At 44.3% G+C, this 20,023-nt stretch carries 16 protein-coding genes; 11 read left to right on the top strand and 5 right to left on the bottom strand.

The features are described 5' to 3' along the window. Positions 1–31 precede the first annotated feature (31 nt). Positions 32–619 carry a helix-turn-helix domain-containing protein gene (locus P5V12_RS18995; RefSeq protein ID WP_316954652.1) on the bottom strand — a complete coding sequence of 196 codons (588 nt, stop codon included), beginning with the start codon at positions 617–619 and terminating at the stop codon, positions 32–34. A 202-nt stretch (positions 620–821) separates the two neighbouring features. Between P5V12_RS18995 and P5V12_RS18990 the strand changes: the two genes are divergently transcribed. From P5V12_RS18990 to P5V12_RS18970, 5 genes are all read left to right on the top strand, one after another. Further along, on the top strand, positions 822–2,204 hold the full coding sequence (locus tag P5V12_RS18990) for a TolC family protein (protein WP_316954651.1): 1,383 nt from the start codon (positions 822–824) through the stop codon (positions 2,202–2,204). After that, positions 2,191–3,378, top strand: coding sequence for an efflux RND transporter periplasmic adaptor subunit (locus tag P5V12_RS18985; RefSeq protein WP_316954650.1), 1,188 nt, complete (start codon positions 2,191–2,193; stop codon positions 3,376–3,378). Before P5V12_RS18990 ends, P5V12_RS18985 begins: the two co-directional genes overlap by 14 nt. A gap of 2 nt (positions 3,379–3,380) precedes the next feature. Further along, the gene (locus tag P5V12_RS18980) at positions 3,381–6,512 is read left to right on the top strand and encodes an efflux RND transporter permease subunit (protein ID WP_316954649.1); all 3,132 of its coding nucleotides are present in this window, start codon (positions 3,381–3,383) and stop codon (positions 6,510–6,512) included. Between the two features lie 62 nt (positions 6,513–6,574). After that, positions 6,575–7,381, top strand: coding sequence for a hypothetical protein (locus P5V12_RS18975; RefSeq protein ID WP_316954648.1), 807 nt, complete (start codon positions 6,575–6,577; stop codon positions 7,379–7,381). Positions 7,382–7,395: 14 nt separating this feature from the next. Then, entirely contained in the window at positions 7,396–8,229 is an 834-nt protein-coding gene (locus tag P5V12_RS18970; RefSeq protein WP_316954647.1) for a MipA/OmpV family protein, read from the top strand. 96 nt (positions 8,230–8,325) lie between these two features. On the opposite strand, the gene P5V12_RS18965 is transcribed toward P5V12_RS18970, so the two are convergent. The 3 genes from P5V12_RS18965 to P5V12_RS18955 form a co-directional block, all read right to left on the bottom strand. Continuing rightward, positions 8,326–9,147: a hypothetical protein gene (locus P5V12_RS18965; RefSeq protein WP_316954646.1), complete on the bottom strand. Its 822-nt coding sequence runs from the start codon at positions 9,145–9,147 to the stop codon at positions 8,326–8,328. A gap of 19 nt (positions 9,148–9,166) precedes the next feature. Then, positions 9,167–9,658, bottom strand: a complete 492-nt coding sequence (locus P5V12_RS18960) for a hypothetical protein (RefSeq protein ID WP_316954645.1) — start codon at positions 9,656–9,658, stop codon at positions 9,167–9,169. 196 nt (positions 9,659–9,854) lie between these two features. After that, the gene (locus P5V12_RS18955; RefSeq protein ID WP_316954644.1) at positions 9,855–11,690 is read right to left on the bottom strand and encodes a 5'-nucleotidase C-terminal domain-containing protein; all 1,836 of its coding nucleotides are present in this window, start codon (positions 11,688–11,690) and stop codon (positions 9,855–9,857) included. A 205-nt stretch (positions 11,691–11,895) separates the two neighbouring features. Between P5V12_RS18955 and P5V12_RS18950 the strand changes: the two genes are divergently transcribed. The 5 genes from P5V12_RS18950 to P5V12_RS18930 all read left to right on the top strand — a co-directional run bounded on the left by P5V12_RS18950 (position 11,896) and on the right by P5V12_RS18930 (position 16,719). Then, positions 11,896–12,450, top strand: coding sequence for a hypothetical protein (locus P5V12_RS18950; protein ID WP_316954643.1), 555 nt, complete (start codon positions 11,896–11,898; stop codon positions 12,448–12,450). Between the two features lie 161 nt (positions 12,451–12,611). Beyond that, positions 12,612–14,696 (top strand): PKD domain-containing protein, encoded by a 2,085-nt coding sequence (locus tag P5V12_RS18945; RefSeq protein ID WP_316954642.1) that lies wholly within the window; start codon positions 12,612–12,614, stop codon positions 14,694–14,696. 196 nt (positions 14,697–14,892) lie between these two features. Then, positions 14,893–15,159, top strand: a complete 267-nt coding sequence (locus P5V12_RS18940) for a hypothetical protein (protein WP_316954641.1) — start codon at positions 14,893–14,895, stop codon at positions 15,157–15,159. A gap of 182 nt (positions 15,160–15,341) precedes the next feature. After that, positions 15,342–16,379: a hypothetical protein gene (locus P5V12_RS18935; RefSeq protein ID WP_316954640.1), complete on the top strand. Its 1,038-nt coding sequence runs from the start codon at positions 15,342–15,344 to the stop codon at positions 16,377–16,379. Between the two features lie 142 nt (positions 16,380–16,521). Then, positions 16,522–16,719, top strand: coding sequence for a hypothetical protein (locus tag P5V12_RS18930; protein ID WP_316954639.1), 198 nt, complete (start codon positions 16,522–16,524; stop codon positions 16,717–16,719). A gap of 218 nt (positions 16,720–16,937) precedes the next feature. On the opposite strand, the gene P5V12_RS18925 is transcribed toward P5V12_RS18930, so the two are convergent. Continuing rightward, positions 16,938–17,066 (bottom strand): hypothetical protein, encoded by a 129-nt coding sequence (locus P5V12_RS18925; protein WP_316954638.1) that lies wholly within the window; start codon positions 17,064–17,066, stop codon positions 16,938–16,940. A 312-nt stretch (positions 17,067–17,378) separates the two neighbouring features. On the opposite strand from P5V12_RS18925, the gene P5V12_RS18920 reads away from it, so the two are divergent. Continuing rightward, positions 17,379–19,619 (top strand): cellulose-binding domain-containing protein, encoded by a 2,241-nt coding sequence (locus P5V12_RS18920; protein WP_316954637.1) that lies wholly within the window; start codon positions 17,379–17,381, stop codon positions 19,617–19,619. Positions 19,620–20,023: the final 404 nt, after the last annotated feature.

Below are 20,023 nucleotides of genomic sequence, written 5' to 3'. Positions count from 1 at the left end.
TCTCAATGGTTCATGTTTACTAACGTATGCCTTATTCGTCGATAAGCAGATCGAGGTATTGTGAGAACTGTTTATTGGCTTTGCGAACGGAATATCCCTTGTGAAACACACATTTGGTTGCTGCATACTCCATGAACGATATGATGGATAAGGCGGCGACGTCTGGGGGAACAGACAAACGAATACGTTTTTCTCCCTCGGCATCTTTCAGGTACCCCGCTAATACCTCTTCTGTCTCATGCAGGGCAATTAACTCCATTACCTGATTGTTGAGCAAGGCCTCCGAAAGTATATCGGTATAGATAAGCAGTTCGGCCCGGTTGGACAGTTGCTTGATCACTTCCTTGGCAATACCGGCCAAGACCTTTTTTATCTGTTTAGCGCCTTTCAGTAATTCAAGGGCTTGCTGATATTCGTCGTTGTCTCGCCGGATAAATGCTTGAACCAGCACCTCACGATTTTTGAAATAACGATAAATATTGCCCAGGCTCATATCAGCTTCTGCGGCAATATCACGCATTGTTGTTGCTCGCAGCCCCTGTCTCAAAAAACACTTCTTGGCAGACGCCAATATCCTTTCCGCCTGTTCGGTTGCGTATTCCTGACTTTTATTTTTCATGACTGTCCTTTGACTGTTACGACGATGTGATTATTTGTTATCAAAAGCGTAAAAGTCAACAATAAATGAACAAATGTTCACTTAAATCATGTTGACTCATCTGGAGTCAGGGCGAAAAATAATGAACAACTGTTCACTATGTTGTGATTGGTAAATGTATCACGCAAGCCTTGTATTCATATTGCTCTCAGAAGGTGACTACTTGAATAAAAAAATTAGCATTCTCTTTTTAACCGTTAGTATCGTCGGATGTGCGAACTCGAATCACATCAGTGATGTGAATAATGAGATTATGGAAAAAAGTGAACAGCGAATAAATCAGACGGTGCTATTCGGCGGTGCCTCTTTGGATACATATTTGCCAGAGGATTTAGGTTTATATATTACTGAAGTGCTCGAGAATAACGCGAGCATAAATGCTCTTGTTGCTTCGGTAGAAAGTGCCGAAATGTTACACCGTGTGCAACGAGCTCAGCTTGTTCCTCAGGCAAATTTAAACCTGGATTACATACGAGAAAAGTCACCCGTAGATAATGAAGTCGCTAACCAGGCGCAGCTAGGCGTAAATACTCGTTGGGCTCTAGACCTATGGGGAAAAATACGTAATGAAAAGAGAGCAGCGAAATTATCTGTAGAGCAAAAACAGAACGAACTAAACTGGGCAAAACGTCTGCTCATTGCAAAAGCTATTAGCTACTGGAGCGATTATATATCCGCATCCAGACGCCATGTTGTTGCAGAAGAGCAGCTGAAAATATATCAAGATTTAGCAGTAAGTGCCAAAGAGGAATATGTTCATGGTCTGATTGGTTACCAGGAGTTTATAGAGCAACAAAATACTGAGCGTTATGCGCAAAATACCTGGGACCAAATTGGTGTTGAAAAACAGCGTACCCTGTTTGCGTTGAATACTCTTAGAGGCAAGCATCCCAAAACACCGATTGATATTGAACTTGATATCAACGAATTTCCTTTTGTTCCCTTACCTGAATCTATTCAAGCCTTTCAGCTTGCCGACCGACCTGATATTCGTTCCGCCTACATACAAATTGCAGTACTCGATGAGCAAACCAAAGCGGCTAACAAAGCTTTGCTGCCGGATTTGTCGATCACAGGGTCAGCAGACCGTTCGGCAAACAGCTTCAGCAAAATATTTGATGAATCCATGATGTGGCGACTAATCGGGAGTGCCGTTCAACCGGTTTTCCGTGGTGGTGAATTGCGCGCGGAAGCAAACAGAATTTCGAAAGATGCCGAATCGGCGTTTTGGGAGTATCAGAATGTAGTAGCGAACGCGATTGAGGAAGTGGAAGTCAACCTGATTCAAGAATCAGAAATACGCCGTTATATCGAAAGACAAGAAAAAATAATTATTAAAATTCAGGAAATCCAAGCACAACAAGTTGAAGCCTATCGTAACGGTGATGGTTCCATCAAAGAATTCCTGCTGTCGCGGACATCCACTCTCGACGCCAAGAGCCAATTGATTCAACGGCACTCAGAATATGTAAATAACCGCGTTGCCCTGGCATTGGCTATTGGGCAACCTCTGGAATTATTAGGTGTAACCAATGACAAAAAATAAAAAATGGATCTGGATTTCCATTGCGGGCTTTGTCGCAACACTTGCGCTGTTGTCTGTTTTAGAAGACTCGCCCGATGTTGAAACCAAAAATTCGGAAAAACCAAAACCTACAGTGTCCTTCGTTACTGTGTCGCCCAGAGTTAATACTGGCAGTATTGACAGTTATGCTGAAATCCAGCCCCGTTGGCAAACATCGGTACTGGCTTATGTCAATGGCGAAGTATTAACGGTTGAAAGCGATATTACGATTGGCAGCTTTGTTCAAAAAGGCCAACAGCTTGCGAGCATTGACCCGCAAGCTTACAAAACCCAGCTGGTCGAAGCTGAATATTTACTCGCCGATTCGCGTATTCAATATTTGCAAGAAAAAAACCGGACTGAGCAGGCCATAAAAAGCTGGAAAAGATCGGGAATCAACACCACTCCTTCCGATTTGGTGTTAAACAAACCGCAGCTACACCGTGCGGAAAAAGCGCTCAAGTCTGCTGAAGAAAAGCTGGCTTTGGCAAAAAGAGAGCTGGAATACACGCACATTAGCGCCCCCTTTTCCGGTTACATTACGCAGCGTCATGTCAGTCTCGGTCAAATGGTTGAAGCGAGCTCGCCATTATTTGACCTGATTAGTGAGGGCAAGAACGAAATACACCTGTCGCTTACAGAGCAACAATGGAAGCGTTTAAATAAAGACTGGAAAACTCAAAAAGCAAAACTGCACTCAGAAAATGGAGAGCTAATCGGCACGGCAACGATACGTGAAGGCGGCGCGTTCCTAAACCCCGAAACCCGATTGTATTCGCTTGCTCTTCAAGTGAACGACGATTCCGATACTCCTGTGCGCTCCGGTTCCTTCGTAAAAGTAAAATTACCGGCGACTGCCGTTGAACAAAGCTTACGTATTCCAGAAGGCAGTATCGGACGGGATGGCTATGCCTGGTTTATTAACCGGCAGAACATATTGCAACGTTACGCCGTGGATATTTTATTTTACGACGATGCCTGGGCTGTTATCTCAACGCCGCATATAGCCAAACCACTTCAAGAAAACGATGAATGGCGGGTGGTCGTAACACCACTGGCTTATTTTTTACCCGGTCTCCAAGTCAATCCGACAGAGGTGTCACTAGAAAGTATCACCGGTGAAAAACATAATTCAGTACTAGCGGGCGGGCAATAATTATGGAATACCTTACTCGTTGGTTTATTCACAATCCTGTTGCCGCCAATTTAACAATGGCGTTAATTATTATCGCAGGGATTTTTACCGCTTACTCAATCCGAATAGAAGGTTTCCCAAAACTTCCAGCCGACACTATCGTTATTGACACGTCTTTTCCTGAGGCTTATGCCGTACAGGTAGACGAACATATTACGCAAAAAATCGAAAACGCCCTCGAAGGGCTTCAAGGGGTTAAGGAAATCCGTTCTATCTCAATGGATGGGTTGTCATCAGTATCCGTCCGCAAAGATGACGGATACGACTTACAAAGATTGTTGGACGATTTGCGGGTACGAATGGACAGTATTGGCACGCTACCGAGAGAAGCAGAAAAGCCCGTTATTTATCGTAATGAATTTGATTTTCCTGCGTTATACATTCAATTGTGGGGGGAAACAGATGCAACCACGTTACAGCGATTATCCAGAAGTCTAAGGGAAAAACTGTTAGCACTCCCCGAGGTATCAAGGCTCAATCTTTGGGGGTTGTACAACCCTGAAATAAGAATTGAAATCACGCCCGAAACGCTACAGAAATACAATATATCAATCCAGGACCTTGTAGAAAAAATTCAAGCCTCTTCCCTGTTGTTTCAAGCGGGCACCTTAAAAACACGGGACGGAAATATTTTGCTACGTGCCGACAGTCAGGCGTACTTTTTAAGAGATTTCGAAAACATTGCCATTTTAACTGACAAAGATGGAGCAAAAATTCGTTTAAAGGATATTGCAACGGTAGTGGATGACTATGAGGAAGATGACATCATTGTTCGCTTTAATGGCGAGTCATCCGTCGGAATGGAAGTATTGATTGGCCGAAAAGAAAATCTTTTGGAAATTGCAAGCGCGGTAAAAGCATCGACGGCGGAATTTGAGCAACAGCTTCCTGAAGGTGTGCAATTAAGCGTCTGGGGGGATTCCAGCGATTATATCTCCGAACGACTTGGTTTATTGCAAAGTAATGCTATTCAAGGCTTGTTTCTGGTACTGATTATTCTTGCGTTATTTCTCAAGGTGAGGTTGGCATTTTGGGTTGCTATGGGTATCCCAATCTCCATTGCCGGTGCGTTTACTGTCATGGGCACAAGTTGGGTAGATTACTCGCTAAATGATGTGACAACCTTCGGCCTTATTATTGCACTGGGCATTTTAGTGGACGATGCTGTGGTTGTTGGCGAAAGCATCTATCAGCAAAGAAAGATTCATACGGATGGTTTAATCGCCGCAGAAAAAGGGGTTCACCGTGTGGCGGCAGCAACTGTTTTCGGTGTCCTTACCACAGTTGCCGCCTTCTTACCGATGATGTTCATTGATAACGCCTTGGGTAAAGTCATGGCGAACTTTGCCGGCGTGGTTATTTTTACCCTGCTGTTTTCTCTATTCGAAAGTAAATTTATTCTTCCCGCGCACCTTGCTTATATGGAAGAGCGTGAGGATAACGCCAAGAATGTGTTATTAAAGTATTGGCGAATGCTACAGGCATCTACGCAGAATTTTCTGGATAAATTCATCCATCGTATTTATCAACCGCTATTAACCGTTTGCCTAAAGCATAAATACGCAGTGTGTATTCTGTTCATTTCCATTGCCACTTTGGGTATGGGGTTAATGGTTAAAGGGAAAATCAAAACAGTATTTTTTCCCGACATTCCCGGGCAGATTATTGTGGTCAATCTGGAAATGGACAGTCGTGCGCCCTATCGGTTGATACTCGATCATGCTGAAAAACTGGAGAGTATGGCCGAAGAGGTAAACCAGTATTTTCAGTCGAATGCAGTACATAAGCCGATTAAGCATCTTCTTATGGTAGTAAACGGACCACAAAGTATTCAGGCATATGCTGAGCTAACCCCTTCTATTGAACGGAAAAAACTGAGCATTACCACTCTGGATGTATTGAATAATTGGAAGGAACGTGTCGGAGACCTGGAAGGCGCGACAGAGTTATCTTTTAGTGGTACCGAAGAGACGGCTGGCGGATTCGAACTTCGATTATTAACCAAGCACCCGGAAATACTGGATCAAGCCAGCAAAAAAATTGTGCAATCACTGGAAGAAATGAGCGGTATTAGCAGCATTCGAGACTCGTTAAAGGCAGGTCGACCGGAAGTTCGTTTGCAGCTTAAACCTGAAGCTAAACACCTGGGTTTTACTGAAGAAAGCCTGGCGATGCAAATTGGCTATCGATACGGGGGAGCAGAAGCCCAGCGTATACAGCGGGAAACCAATGAGATTCGAGTGATTGTAAAAAATGCGAAAGAAGCACGAAACACACTTGAAGATATTCTAAATGCAAAAGTCAAAAATGATCGACAGCAATGGATTCCCTTGAGCAGTGTTGCCAGCTTCGAATCTTACTATTCCACGGATCACGTCGGTCGCCACAATGGCAAACAAGTCAGTCGAATCCAGGCTTATGTTGATAAATCAATCGTGGCGCCCGTGGATATCAAGCAAAGCCTGGAGCAAACGGTAATTCCAGAGTTGAAGCAACTCTATCCAGACCTGGAAATAAAATTCGGTGGAGAGCTGGAACAAGAAGGTGAGCTCCAGTCGGGGTTGGTACGGGCGTTTGTTTTCACTTGCATTTTGATCTACGCACTGCTTGCTATTCCCCTGAAATCCTATTGGCAACCGATCATTATTGTTTCAGTTGTGCCATTTGGTTTTGTGGGGGCGGCAATTGGTCATTTAATTATGGGCTTGCCGTTTAGCCTGCTTTCTTTCTTTGGCATGTTGGCGCTTATGGGAATTGTGGTGAATGATTCGCTGGTGTTGATCACACGATTTAATCAGGAAAAAGCGGAAGGCCATGAGCTGCATGCGGCAATTATCAACACTGGTGTAGGGCGGTTTAAAGCCATTTTCCTGACTACGATCACAACCATTGCGGGTCTTATTCCATTGATGAGCGAAACCTCAGAGCAAGCGCAGTACCTAATACCCGCGGCAGTGTCTTTGGCATTTGGTGAATTATTTGCCACGGGTATAACGCTTATCCTGATTCCTCTACTCATTGCCATAAGTGAGGAGTTGGGTGCGGTTGTACTTGGTCAGTTCAATAAGAATCGTGGTATCACCTCCAACAATTAATATCAAAATATATAACGTTATTTCTGTCGGTCAAATTACCAATCGAAAAAGGAAACTTATTCATGAAAAAACAAATTTTCGCGTTATTTGGCCTGCTGAATGTTGTGTGTGTTGCATTTGCCGAAGAGGGTAATCGTCACAAATTTAGTTACGACGTGTTCTCCAACGGAAAGGATATTGGAGACGTTCGAGTGTATATGGAAGATATACAAAATGGAGGTTTTCATATAATTGAACAAACTGAAATACAAACGGATGGGCTGTGGAAAAAAAGCTCAATTAGCTCAATGAAAACTGAACAGTTTTCTAGAGATGGAGATTTTATCCATTCCGACAGCAAAGTGTTTGATGGTCGTTCAGCTCATTGGTTGTGGGTCGACGCCAAAAACCAAAATACCGATGTGTTTTACGCTGAAGTAAACAAACTATCAGAGGATGAACTCACTGGTTTGGGTAATGTTTTTTCTTCGGTGTCACTGTCTGCCAGTCAACTGATGTTGCAATCTCAGTCCTTATTTAAAAAACGCATTATCAACTTTCAGGGGACGCGTTACCCGCAAAAAAGCTTTGACACGACACTGGCAAATTTCCCTCGCTATTCCTCCGGACAGCAAGGTGATACGTTGCGTGTCATACGAATTTTGGATACAGAAAATTTAGCAATTAATACTTATAACATTGAAATGGTCGGTTTAAAAAAGCTCGTCGTTCACTCTAAAAAAATTGACTGTGAAGTTTATGTTTTACAGTCAGATGAAAAAGAGGTGCTGGAATTATGGATAGCCAGGAACGAAAAGGATATGCCTCACTTTGTGCAAATAAAGGGGCAGGAAAAAGGCGATGCTTATCAAATAATTCTTAAACCTTAAGTTGGAGTCCGATCATGAAGTTACCCTTTTATCCCACTATGGCCTCGGCTGTTATATGCGTGGGCTTGTGTTCGTCAAATGTATACTCAGAAAAACTGAAAAATGATCATTTACGGATCGCTACGGTGAGTAAAAATGCAGAGGAAATTGAATTCGCCAGTTTTCAGTTGGGTCTGCAGATACTGTCCGCACCGGAATACAGCGGTGCAGATGAAAATGAAACTGTCGTCATACCGAGTATACAGGCCTTTCTGGCTTTGAGCGAAAACGTCGCCGTATTTATGGAGGATGCAGTATTTGGAATTAATCTTGCGCTAGGTGAAAAATTTAATATCGGCACACTAGCTAGTTACCGTTTCGGTCGGGATTCTTCGGATAGTGATGTGCTGAAAGGTATGGCCGATATTGATGGCGCTACTGAATTGGGAGCGTATATATCCTACCAGTTGGTTGATGGTTTGAGTGTGGACTTGGCGAGTTTGTATGATGTATCCGATGTGCACAAAGGTTCAACGTCGGATATCACAATTAACTTGATCTACCCCTTTCAGGATTCTGGCCTAACGCTGGGTGGTTCCGTGGGCGCAAGTTATGGCAGTAAAGAATTTAATACGACGTACTATGGTGTTAAAGCAAATGAAGTTACATCAAACCGTGCTGAAACAAGTATCGATAAAGGCATATATGCATATAACGGTACATTGACATTAACTTATCAATTCACACCTCATCTCCAGCTTGAAGGAGCAGTGTATGTCATTGAGCTTGTTGATGATGTCGCGGATAGCCCAATTGTTGAAGAAACAACACAAGTTATCCCCGCTATGCGATTAAGTTACAAATTTTAGGTGTTGGCTAACATGCTCAAATTATAAATAAAGTGAGCATGTTAGTTATTTGCCAATTGCTTGTTAACCCCTAAGCTGCAATAAAGCTTCGCAACATTACTTGAGGGTATAAAACGTTTGCCCTGCAAGATGTTGATAAAAGGTAAACTGCCCACCTGGTTCGCTCGAACCCTTGGTCCGCCAACCGTATAACCCTTTTGGTGATGGGTCGACAAACCCTTTAAGTGCATCTTTTGCCGCTGCGGCTTTGGCATTGGCAATAAATGTAGCGTAACTCTCCCTATTGGGGTGACTGTAATTATTGGCAATAGTGGTGAAGCCATTCAGATTAATATTGATAGATGGATCAAGGGTTGGGTACTTTTCGAACCCATGAAATTGATTCTTGGCGATCACAATATCTTTTAGCACAAAACCGGATTTGCTTGGTTGCTTCCTTGCACCAAATATATTGGGTGTCGCGTGGGCGAGTCGATTCTCTATTACTTTTCTCATCCACAGCATGGATTTTTTTGAATCGGCTTCTTTGTAATTAACGCTATCGCCGGGGTTAACGCTTTCAGCGAGAAACAATCGAGTTAACATGCCTTCATCGGTATTGATATCCGGTAAGGCCACCAATGTTTTTTGGAAGACTTTTATTTCAACTGATGCAACGACCTTATTGTCATGCTTGGCTTCAAGCTTAACCGTACCAGCAGAAACACCGTTTAATTCGACAACCCAAATACCCTTGGGGCCATCAAACGGTGAAGACTTAAGTGAGGCCGTAGCGCCATTAGCGCTGGTGGTTAAGGTGATGTCATTTGCGACACGAGCTTTTACGCCTACCAGATGCAAACGTTGGCTATCGCCAACGGGCAGGTCTAATTTGGCGAGCGGTTGTGAGTGTTGATTTACGCGAGTAAAACTTGCCATTGCTTTTCTGCTTTCCTTATTACGGTGTATTAATTTTTATCAGATCTCCTAGAACAACAGTGTCATAAATTCGTTGTTGCATCCAGGGTTGAGTGACTAAGTAGCTGCTGCCACCAACTTCTTTTTCAGTCGCGACCACATCCTTATCCACATCTAATAACTGGCCCCCACTCGGGTAGCGCATACCAAGCCAGCTTTCTTCTGTTGTGCCGCCGGGCGTTAAGATCCAAAGTTTGCGACCTTCAAGCCAGTACATATAAGTGAGCTGTTCAGCGGCGACATACTTCGCGACAAAGAAGTGGTGCGTGCCTTTTTGCTCCGGGGCGCGTTCTTGGGCAATGGCGATAAGGGTGGATTTGAAATGAGAAAAACCAGGGTGGTCTTTTATTGAGCTGAGTTGTGGGGTTGGTGTCGCAGGCTGTGTTGCGCAGGCCGCTTGAGTAAGTGTCCAGAAAATAATCAACACAAAAAGACGTAACCCGCTTCGTGCTTTTACATTATGAGTGCTCACTGGCTACTCCTCTCCTTGAATATGGAATAAAGCTACGGCTATCTTAACCGAATATCAATAAAAAAGAGTGGTGTTGTGCAAAGTTTGCGTGGAGGAATGGGATGTTGCGTAAGCGAAGGCCGGGTTATTGCTGGTATGTCGGAGGTAGGTATAAGCACATCCATGTGCTTGTTTTGGTTCAGATAATCTTGACGAATTAATTCGCCAAGTCAGTCACCGACTTAATGCAGTATTCATCCCAATTTAATGCTGGGAGTTCTTGTGCCGGTAATGTTTCGCGGAAGTATTCAAGAAGTGGTACAACATACGCAACATCGGATTCTTCATAAGCCTCCGGCCTTTCTTCACGTACAACGCCAAAGGTTAAGTAACCGTCTTTACCCAAACCAGTAAAGGAATTAGTGGCAACGGTATAGGTTGCTTGTAAATCGATCGCTTGCCATTCGCCTGTGGTTTTGTCTTTCACTTCCACATTGCTGATACCCGTTCCCTCTGGGGCATTAAGTGCTACGTCATAACGTAAATGTGATGAATAAGGGAAAGCGCCGGTTGAGCCGGAAATACCTTGTGCATAATCCAGGGCTTCATTAAGCACTTGAACGATTTCTGCACCGGTTAAGTCCAGTGTAATGACCGTATTGGAAAACGGCAGAATCACATAGGCGTCTGCAACCGTAAATGGCCCCTGTGGAAATTCCGCTCGAACACCGCCAGCGTTTTGAATAGCGACATCTGCTTTGGGTAAGTACTGTAAAAATGCATCGGCTACCACTTGCGCTGCGTAGCTACCGCTGGGTTCAGCTCCGTTGACAAACGGTGTGGGAATGCGTGTAAACGGCATAGTGCTGGAAACCGTTCCCAGCTCGGAAAGTTTAAACGCCTCCATCTGTTGCTTGTAAGGCGCGATAATATTTTCCACCTGTGCATCTGTTTCAATGGTGCGAATGGTTTTTAATGTTTCAATCGTATTATCGATTGCCTGGGTTTGTGAGGTGGATGCATCAATCCATTTACTTTCGGCATCCAACACTTGGTAATTATTACCAACCAGCAATTCAAGGTTACCTTTCACCTGCGTTGCGTAACCTTCCGCATCAAATTCGATATTTAAGCGACCTAAACCTTTGGCGTATTCCCAGGCTTGGGCGATATACACAGTGCGTCCTTCCGGGTTGGCGACCAATGTTGGGTAAGCACCATCGACGTGCACGCCCATATCGCTGATTTCGCCCGTGGAATCCAACACATTGTGTGTGTCACCACCGATAATCGCATCGATATCGTTTACCTTGCTGGCAAGTTGTTGGTCGAAATCATAACCAAGGTGACTCAATACAATTATTTTATTAATACCTTGTTGTTTAACGTCCGCAATATGTTCCTTCACTGATTCGATCTCATCGGAGAAATTCACATCATCGGATACCAGAGAGGATTCGCGAGTTTTTTCGACTTTGAGCACACCAATGACTGCAACTTTTTCGCCATCAATTTCTTTAATAATATACGGCTTAATGTCCTTACCATATAACGGGCTGGCTTCAGTTGGATGAATATTGCCGGCAATAATCGGAAATTCGGCCATATCAATTAATTCCGCCAGACGTGCGTCACCTTCATCAAATTCATGATTGCCGATTTCGTACGCGTCTAACCCTAAGTAATTAAACACTTTGAAATCCGGTTCGCCCTTAAACAAACTGAAATATAAGGTGCCGTTAAGTTCGCCACTATTCAATACCAATGTATTGTCGTTGCGATACTCTTGAATTGCGCTGGCAATACGAGAGAATCCACCCAGATCAACGCGAACGGATTCCGCTCCGGCAACTTGTGCATCGTAATCCAATTTTAATTGGTAGCTTTGACCTTCCAGATAAGAATGGTGGTCGTTTGTATGCAAAATTGTCAGGCTGATGGGCTTGGCCGTCGGCTCTTCAGTGTGTGTTGTATTGTTGTTATCGTCTCCGCCGCAGCTGCAGAGCAATACAGTCATAAGAGGCAAAACCAGATAGGGTGAGGTAAATCGCATTGATTGGCTCCAATCTCAAATAAAAAATACTGGGAATATCTGTGGTGGAGAATAAGGTTCGTCTGTGACCGGATTATTTAATTAATGCAGGTATTTATCGCTTCGCCATGTGTTTGTGGAAATGTTGCGCGAAGTGTCTATTCATGAAAATGACATAATTGCACTTAATAAAGTGGCTTGAGAATGGAAAATGTTTTGATTGTATATGACTGATATGTATGTACTATTTCATCTATTCAATGTTTTGAAGATTAGACAAATTTTTGTTATGAATAAATCAGCGTTTTACCTGCTTATTATTTTTATTTTCGCTGGGTGTGCCAAATCGCCTTATCCAAAATATGATTACTTCTACGATTGGTTTAAAGACAACTATGAAGTATTGAATGCGCTTTACCCTTATATTGTAGAAGATAGGGAGGGGTTTAAAATATGGACGCTTGAGCCCCTTCGCTATAAAGCAAAAGAGGGTGATGATTATATAAAAGTAATTCCCAAACACATTGCGATATACGAAAAATTGATTCAGCCCGGCCCCAACGTCTTTATCAAAAAGAACGGAAGCCGAGTTGTGGTTTCCTTGGGAGTTGGGGTGGAAGGCCTTGGGAATCATTTTTTTATGTCTGCGGTAAGGGGAGACAAAAACAACGCTCAAAAGTGTACTTTGGAATTACTAAGGACTTTAAATGGCCGTTGTTACATGGAGTTCTATAAAGAATGGCATTTGGAATACTATGGCATGAAACATATTTATGAATAGGCTCCCAAGTAGGCGCGTATTTAAGCCGAGAAAGCAAGCCTAAATAAGTTTTACTCTTGAGGTTCTTTCTCTGCTGATCGTCCATAGGGGTATCTGTGAACCCAGAACCCCTCTAGCCCGGTATTTCTTCGGGTGTAACAAGAATAAAAATGGAGATTAGCGTGAAGAAAATAATCCTACCTATCATGATGCTTGCATGTGTCGGTTCGGCACATGGGAGCAGTGTAGCCTCATCAGTAAATACCGAATCTCAGGTACTCGCCAGGCAAGCAACAGTATCCGCAGAGTGGCAGGCGACACAACAGGTGTTGTCCCTGGAAAATCCGGTGGTGGAAATTGTTGAACCGGGCTCTGCTTATATCAAAGTCCACTTCGCATCATTACAACTGCCTGATGGTATGGCGGTAGAGCTAACCGGTGCTTCCAATACCGGCATGGTGGCAGGTAGCCACGAAACCTATCACTATGGGCCGGGCTTAAACACCGGCAAAACAATGGATAGTAACCGGGATGATAACGGTGTAACGCGTTTTTCCGCGCTCTCTATGAGCAGTGATACATTGCGCCTTCGCCTAATCGGTAAGCCCAAGCTGCCTGGTATGGAGCCGTTAGTTGTTATTGATGGGTTTATGCGAGGCTACAGCGAAGAGGAAGTGGAGTTTCTGAATCAGGACCGTGCTATATGCGGGCAAAAGGATTATTCCTTTGTTGGCTGTTATAAAACTTCCCATCCAACCGAGTATGCCCATGCGCAACCTATTGCGCGGTTTAATACGCATAACGGCGAAAACTGTACCGCCTGGAAAGTGGGGCCGGGAAACACCTTTATGACCAATAACCACTGCGTACGTAATCAAACCCAAGCAGATGCGTCTGAAGTGGTGTTTGATTATGAATATGAAGACTGTGCCGGTACGCAGAAAAAAACGCCGATTAAGCTGGCGGTGGGCAACATTCTCAAAACTGACGACTGGTTAGATTACACCTTATTTGAAGTGAATAATTACCAGCAAATGGCGCATTTGGGATACTTGGGTTTGGATGTGCGTCAACCCGTTAAAGGCGAACGAATTTACTTCCCCCACCACCCTCTTGGCCAATACAAAATGTTTTCCATTTATTCGGACAGTGATGCTTCTGGCTACTGTGAAATTTTGTTGCCGACGGTCGATGGCACCGGACCTGATAGCGATACCGGATATTATTGCGATACCGAAGGCGGAACATCCGGCTCGCCGGTCTTTGCGGCGTCAAGCCATAAAGTTGTGGCCTTGCATCACTGGGGCGGTTGTTACTTTGATCAAAATCAGGGGGCAAAAATAGAACGCATATGGCCTGGCATTCAGGGGTTCTTTAATGGCATTCCAGATGATGGTGTCAGTGGCGGTGGATCGAATAAATCTCCGATTGCAGAGTTTTCTGCGCAGTGCACAAACTTAAGCTGTCGGTTTGACGCCTCAGCTTCCTATGATCCCGATGGAAGCATCTCAGCATACAACTGGAACTTTGGTAATGGTGCAAGTGCATCGGGTAAAACCGTGGACTATAGCTACCTTGCGGCAGGTTCGTACACCATTAGCTTAAATGTCATTGATAACCAGGGCGCAGCGGGAAGAAAAAATCTCACACTCGAAGTGACCGATGGTTCAAGTTCTTCGTCCAGTTCTTCCAGTAGCTCGTCTTCCAGTTCCAGTTCGAGCAGCAGTTCATCCAGCTCTTCAAGTAGTTCGTCGAGTTCATCCGGTGGACAAGGGAACTGCACTGGGGTTGCATCATGGCAATCTGGAAAAACCTATACCTCCGGGCAGCAAGCCGTGCAGGCCAACACCTTGTACGAAGCTAACTGGTGGACCACATCGGAACCGGCAAATAACTCTGGTCCCTGGCAGGCGTGGAATAATTTAGGTGCGTGTGGCAGCAGTTCGTCCAGCTCCTCTAGCTCCAGCAGTTCTTCGTCATCCAGTTCAAGTAGCAGCTCAAGCTCGTCCAGTAGCAGCTCGACGTCATCCAGTTCTTCAAGCAGTTCGTCCAGTAGTTCTTCTTCAAGCTCATCAAGTTCGGGCGGTGGATGCAGCTCTCCGCAGTATCAGGACGGTGCGAATTATGGTTCGGGTGATGTGGTGCAGAATAACGGGAGTGAATACCGCTGCAGTGTAGGCGGTTGGTGTTCTACTGGTGGCCCTTATGCGCCCGGTACCGGTTGGGCATGGCAGCAGGCATGGCAACTTGTGGGCGCGTGTAACTAATTAAAATGATGTTTGCCTAAACCTCAAATAATAATGCAGCTCAGTTTTACTGGGCTGCTTTACTCTTCCGGCATAAACTCAGCAAATACTTATCCGATCCATATTGTGCAAAACTAAACGGCGTTTTATGGTGACTGGCGTAAAAAATATGGGCTAACCTAAAAAGATACCCAGTTTTAAATAAAGTAATACTTAAATGACTAGTAGACTATACAAAACGGCATGTTTAATTCTGATTGCAAGCCTTTTTGCATTTCCGGCTATTGCAAACGACCTTCCTGTTAAAAAAAGCAAAAGTGGAATATGTCATCCGCCAGGTGGCACCTACTATGCGCGGACTAAAAATTACACCCCATTATTCGACAATGGAAGCCTGTATAAAAAGTGGGGGACGTTACCCGAAGCGGTAAGTCGTTTTGCTAATAGTGAACCTCCTTTTATTAAACATGAGAATTTGAATTAAATAAGCGGAAATTGCACTCGAACGCAAAGCCCGCCTTCTTTTCTATTGTGAAAGCTGATCATTCCTTCATCTAACCTAACTTTTTCACCGCATAGATTCGAACCAATTTTATTGTTCTCGGGTTTAGTGGTATTGTCTGTTTTGTCCTTATATCGGCCGTTCTAATCGTCAAGAGATTCAGTATGAAAGTGGATATACCTGTGCAGTCAGAAATCAACCTGCGGAAATCTATTGTTTGCTTGGTTCAAACTCTATTATTTTGTTCGGTTGCTGTCGGATTTTCTTTGCCTGTTTTTGCTGAAAAATGTGAGTATAAAAAAACTAAGTCGATGATGATTGCTGATGGTCTTTATCCAACAGCTGTAATTGGTTCAGTGTTTGGGGATTGTGCTGACCCTACAATGAGCTTGATCGTAAAATACAATAGCCATATGTCTAAAGAAGAGATTTATAAAGTCAGTGCTCATCCAAAAACGTTTTTTGGATTCTCTCTCCGACGAGCTACACCTAAACAGCTATATGGAATGATTGACAATTTGTTGAAAGTATTTGTCAGGCCCAAAAAAGTTACTGATTTAAAAGGGAAAAGTAATTGCAAGCTGAAAGTATCTGATAGTTATATTGACACCCTTATAAAAAAGGATCAGTGGGCTCATCCAATAAGTTATGACAATTCTTCGTACAATTATATTGCATATGTTTCAGAGTTGGATCGGTACGTAGAAATTGCAACTTGTGAAGTAGAGAGAACTATAGATGATGACAAAAAAGGAGTTGCTGCTGATCCTGCTGGAAAACAACACTTTCTTTCGGAAAGTATGAAAAAATGGGAAAATCATGAAGATTGTGATAAAGAAGTTGCCAAATATGACTTCGAGAGCATAAGTAAGAAATTTGAAAATGCTTCATTTGAAAAATATTCCGAACAGTATAGAAATCAAAAGTGCAACATATTACCTGGTGTGTTGTTTACAACAAGTATGAGTAAGTCTGATGTGTGCATATTGCAAAGCTACCTTTGCGACAAAATTAAGGGGTATGAAGCGCCAATACTATATTGTGTTGCGGAGAGTAAAAAGGAGTGTTTTGAAAAAGAAAAATGGCAATTGACAAATCCTGCTTTCGATTCTTTCCGGGGAATACGATTCCGAGCAGCCTTTACTAAGGAAGTAAAAGAAAACGATAAGTTTAAAACTAAAACATGTATCTACTGGAATTAGAGCAAATAATTTTGGTTAGAAGGTATTCAAGAGCGGAGAGATATACGTCCGAATAGTTTATATTTTTATTCCGGCTCAGTAGAGACTGTTAGGTTTGGAAAACAGCTTTTCGTTATGTTTTGTATATTAGAAGGAGTTGTAAGTGCTTACTTGGATAATACTGCTGGTTTTTGGCGTGCCGCTAGTGGCATTCATCATGCAGTCAATGAGAATCAACCGTAATTGCCAAGATCGCTTGCAAGAGATAAGTGAGCGTCTTGCACAAAAAAGACAAGACGCTATTGACGCTAAGGTGGCTGAAATTAAGTCTAAACGGGATAAGAGTATTCGAAGAGATTAACTCGACACTTCCGATTGTTTCTCTCTTTGGGTTGCTTGGCAAATTGATTGAACTCCCGATCAGATGGTTCGACGCTATTATTTTTAAAATATTTCTACATCAGAAAATTAGCTGGACGCCCATTGCCCGTTTAGCCCAGGAAAATCCAACCGATATTTCTGATTTAGATTTTCTGTTTGTCCTTCTTAAGCTTAGCCTTAGCTTCCAGCGTTGCTTGTTCAGCGATCGTCATCGCGTTTAGGTACTCTATGTATCTGAATTTTATTAGGACTGATTAGTCTGCCGCTGGGGTCATCATCCACATTCTCTTTTGATGCTTTCTTGAGGTGCTTAAGCTCCTCTCTCATGTTCTCTAACTCCTTGTGGATTCCCTCCTGACCTTCTCTGGTTTTCATAGTTTCTGATAGATGTTGTTCAAAACCCTGGGGGTAGCCGGGGGAAGGGTTTAGGGGTGGGCACTGAACCCTTTGTCGGTGACTCTATTTGGCCTCCAAGTGGCCATGTTTTTCCTGATATTTGTGTCAAATCACACACTTTTTGTATACCAATAAAAAAAGCAGTAATATATAAGAGATTTCGAATATACAGACGAAAAGCAGTAGTATATAAGGGATTTCAAATATACCAATAATAAAATCAATAATTCAGGAACTTCAATCATGTCAAAAATACAATTGATGTACACGTTATTACTTGGGTTAGTAACTGTACAAAGTGTTCAGGCAGAGAACACGACTTTCACCAGTTCTCACTTCTCCGGCTCGGGCAATTGTGCTTCGTGTCACGACAATCTCACGGATACCAGTGGTGAGGATGTCTCCATCGTGCGAGATTGGGGCGCATCGATGATGGCGAATTCTGCTAAAGACCCGTTCTGGCGGGCGAAGGTTGCTACTGAGCTTGAGCGCAACGCAAATCTTGCCCCGGTGATCAACGACAAATGCTCCAAGTGTCACGCTCCTATGGCTAATTACGAGATTACCAAGATTCAGGGCGGTGAGATAACTCTGCTTGGGGCCAACGGTGTTCTGGATAAAAACCATTCGATGCACGATGCAGCTATGAATGGGGTAAGCTGCACCCTCTGTCACCAAGTGACCGACAATGCCTCTCTGGGTACCTTGGAAGGTTTCTCTGGCAACTACACCATCAACGATACTAAGACCATCTACGGCCAGTTCGCCGATATTGTTCCCCAGCCGATGATCAATAATACGGGTTACACCCCGACTTACAGCGCGCATACATCCAGTTCCGAGCTTTGCGCAACTTGTCACAATCTCAAAACCCCCTATGTGGACGCTGATGGTAACCTGATGACCACCACTGCCGATAGCGAGTTCCCTGAGCAGATGCCCTATACCGAATGGGAGAACTCAAACTTCGCTGATACGGGCAGCACACCAGCCAGTTGTCAGAGCTGTCATATGCCTAAGACGACGTCAAAGGTCTCTAACCGCCCTGGCTGGCTGGCAGCCAAAGAGGGATTCGCCAAACACCATTTGGTCGGTGCCAACACCGTAATGCTCACCATGTTGCGTGACAACGCCACGAGTCTGGATGTGATCAGTCAAGGGATGGATACCAGCATTACTCGTGCACGGGCTATGTTGCAAAGTGCGGTGAGTACCGAAATCGTATCCGCTAGTGTGACGGGTGGGGTATTGGAAGCTCAGGTCAAACTGACAAACCTCTCAGGCCACAAAGCGCCTACATCCTACCCTTCTCGCCGCATGTGGTTGCACTTCACCGTGACCGATAGCAATGGCAGCATAGTGTTTGAGTCTGGCGCGATGAACTCCGATGGTTCAATCGTAGGCGCAGACAATGATGCTGACCAGTCGGCGATAGAGCCCCACTACGATCTGATCAGCGCTGCCAATCAAGTGCAGATCTATGAGACCATCATGGGTGATTCGGATGGTAGGCCCACCTACACTCTGTTGCGTGCAGCTCAATACCTGAAGGACAACCGATTGACGCCACAGGGTTTCGATAAAGCCCAGGTACCAAAGGATGTCGCCGTGTTTGGTGCCGCCAATAGTGACGGAAACTTCAATCTAGGGGTTGACGAAGTCACCTATCGCATCCCGGTCACAGCTCCTGGAAACTTGACCGTAAGTGTCGAACTCAACTATCAGCCTCTGGCTCATGGCTTCATCAAAGACCTCTATCGCAATGAGCGTCTGCCAGAAGTCTCGAACTTCAAGAGCATGTACGATGCCCAGGCGCTCAAGCACGAGTTGATCAGCAGGGCTGAAACCACCGTGACGAACAATGGTGGGGGGGCAAGCAGTTCGTCCAGCAGCTCCAGTTCATCATCCAGCTCAAGCAGTTCTTCCAGCTCTAGTAGCAGCTCAAGCACTTCCAGCAGTTCTTCTTCTGGCGGCATCAGCTGTCCAATATATGTTGATGGTGCAACCTACAACAACGGTGACGTTGTCACTAATGGTGGCCAAAACTACGTATGTAAGCAAGCAGGCTGGTGTTCTTCTGGTGGCGCATACGCACCAGGAACAGGTTGGGCGTGGACTTACGCATGGGATCTTGCCGCGGCAGATGCTTGTGCAACATCTTCCTCCAGCTCATCATCAAGCTCTTCTTCCAGCAGCTCTAGCTCAAGCAGCAGTTCTTCATCGTCAAGTTCTTCATCCAGCAGCAGTTCCAGTTCGAGCAGCAGCTCTTCTTCTGGTGGAACGGGTGACTGTGCCGCGCAAGGTATTGATACAACAACTGTAAATGCCTACCCGAATTGGACTCAAAGTGACTGGGCAGGTAATCCAAGCCACGCAACTGGTGGCGACCTGATGTCTGATAATGGCGCGGTTTACCGAGCTAACTGGTGGACACAATCTGTTCCAGGTAGCGATGGTTCATGGACGTTTGTTTGTACTATCTAAGTGGTGAATTCACTATTTTAAAAAGGGGCCTCTGGCCCCTTCTTAAGTTTGGGCTCCGTTGAAAGGAGCTTAAAAATTATAAACACAAACAGTCTGCACAGAACTCAATTGAGAAAGAATGATGGGTTCGATTTTCGACCACCCCCGCCTGCTAAGCCACATCCTATTCTTGGTATATGTACACTCGCTTTTTGTTTAGCCGCATGATTCTACTTTTAATTCCTGCTCTGAACAGAATCAAGATGGAGAGGACAATAAGTGTTGTGGTGAAAAAGCAGTAAGCACCTTGCGAGTGATAGAGCGTAGACTTAGGTTTAAAAAAGCTCAAGGAAGTGGAGCGAGTGGAGAGCGCTTACACCACCTCGGACGTATAACATAAAAAGTCGCGGATTGGACGGTATTAA

This window comes from Teredinibacter sp. KSP-S5-2 (assembly GCF_032773895.1).
Lineage (GTDB): Bacteria > Pseudomonadota > Gammaproteobacteria > Pseudomonadales > Cellvibrionaceae.
Note: the sequence above shows the minus strand (reverse complement) of the source record. Positions and strands in the feature narration are given on the sequence as shown.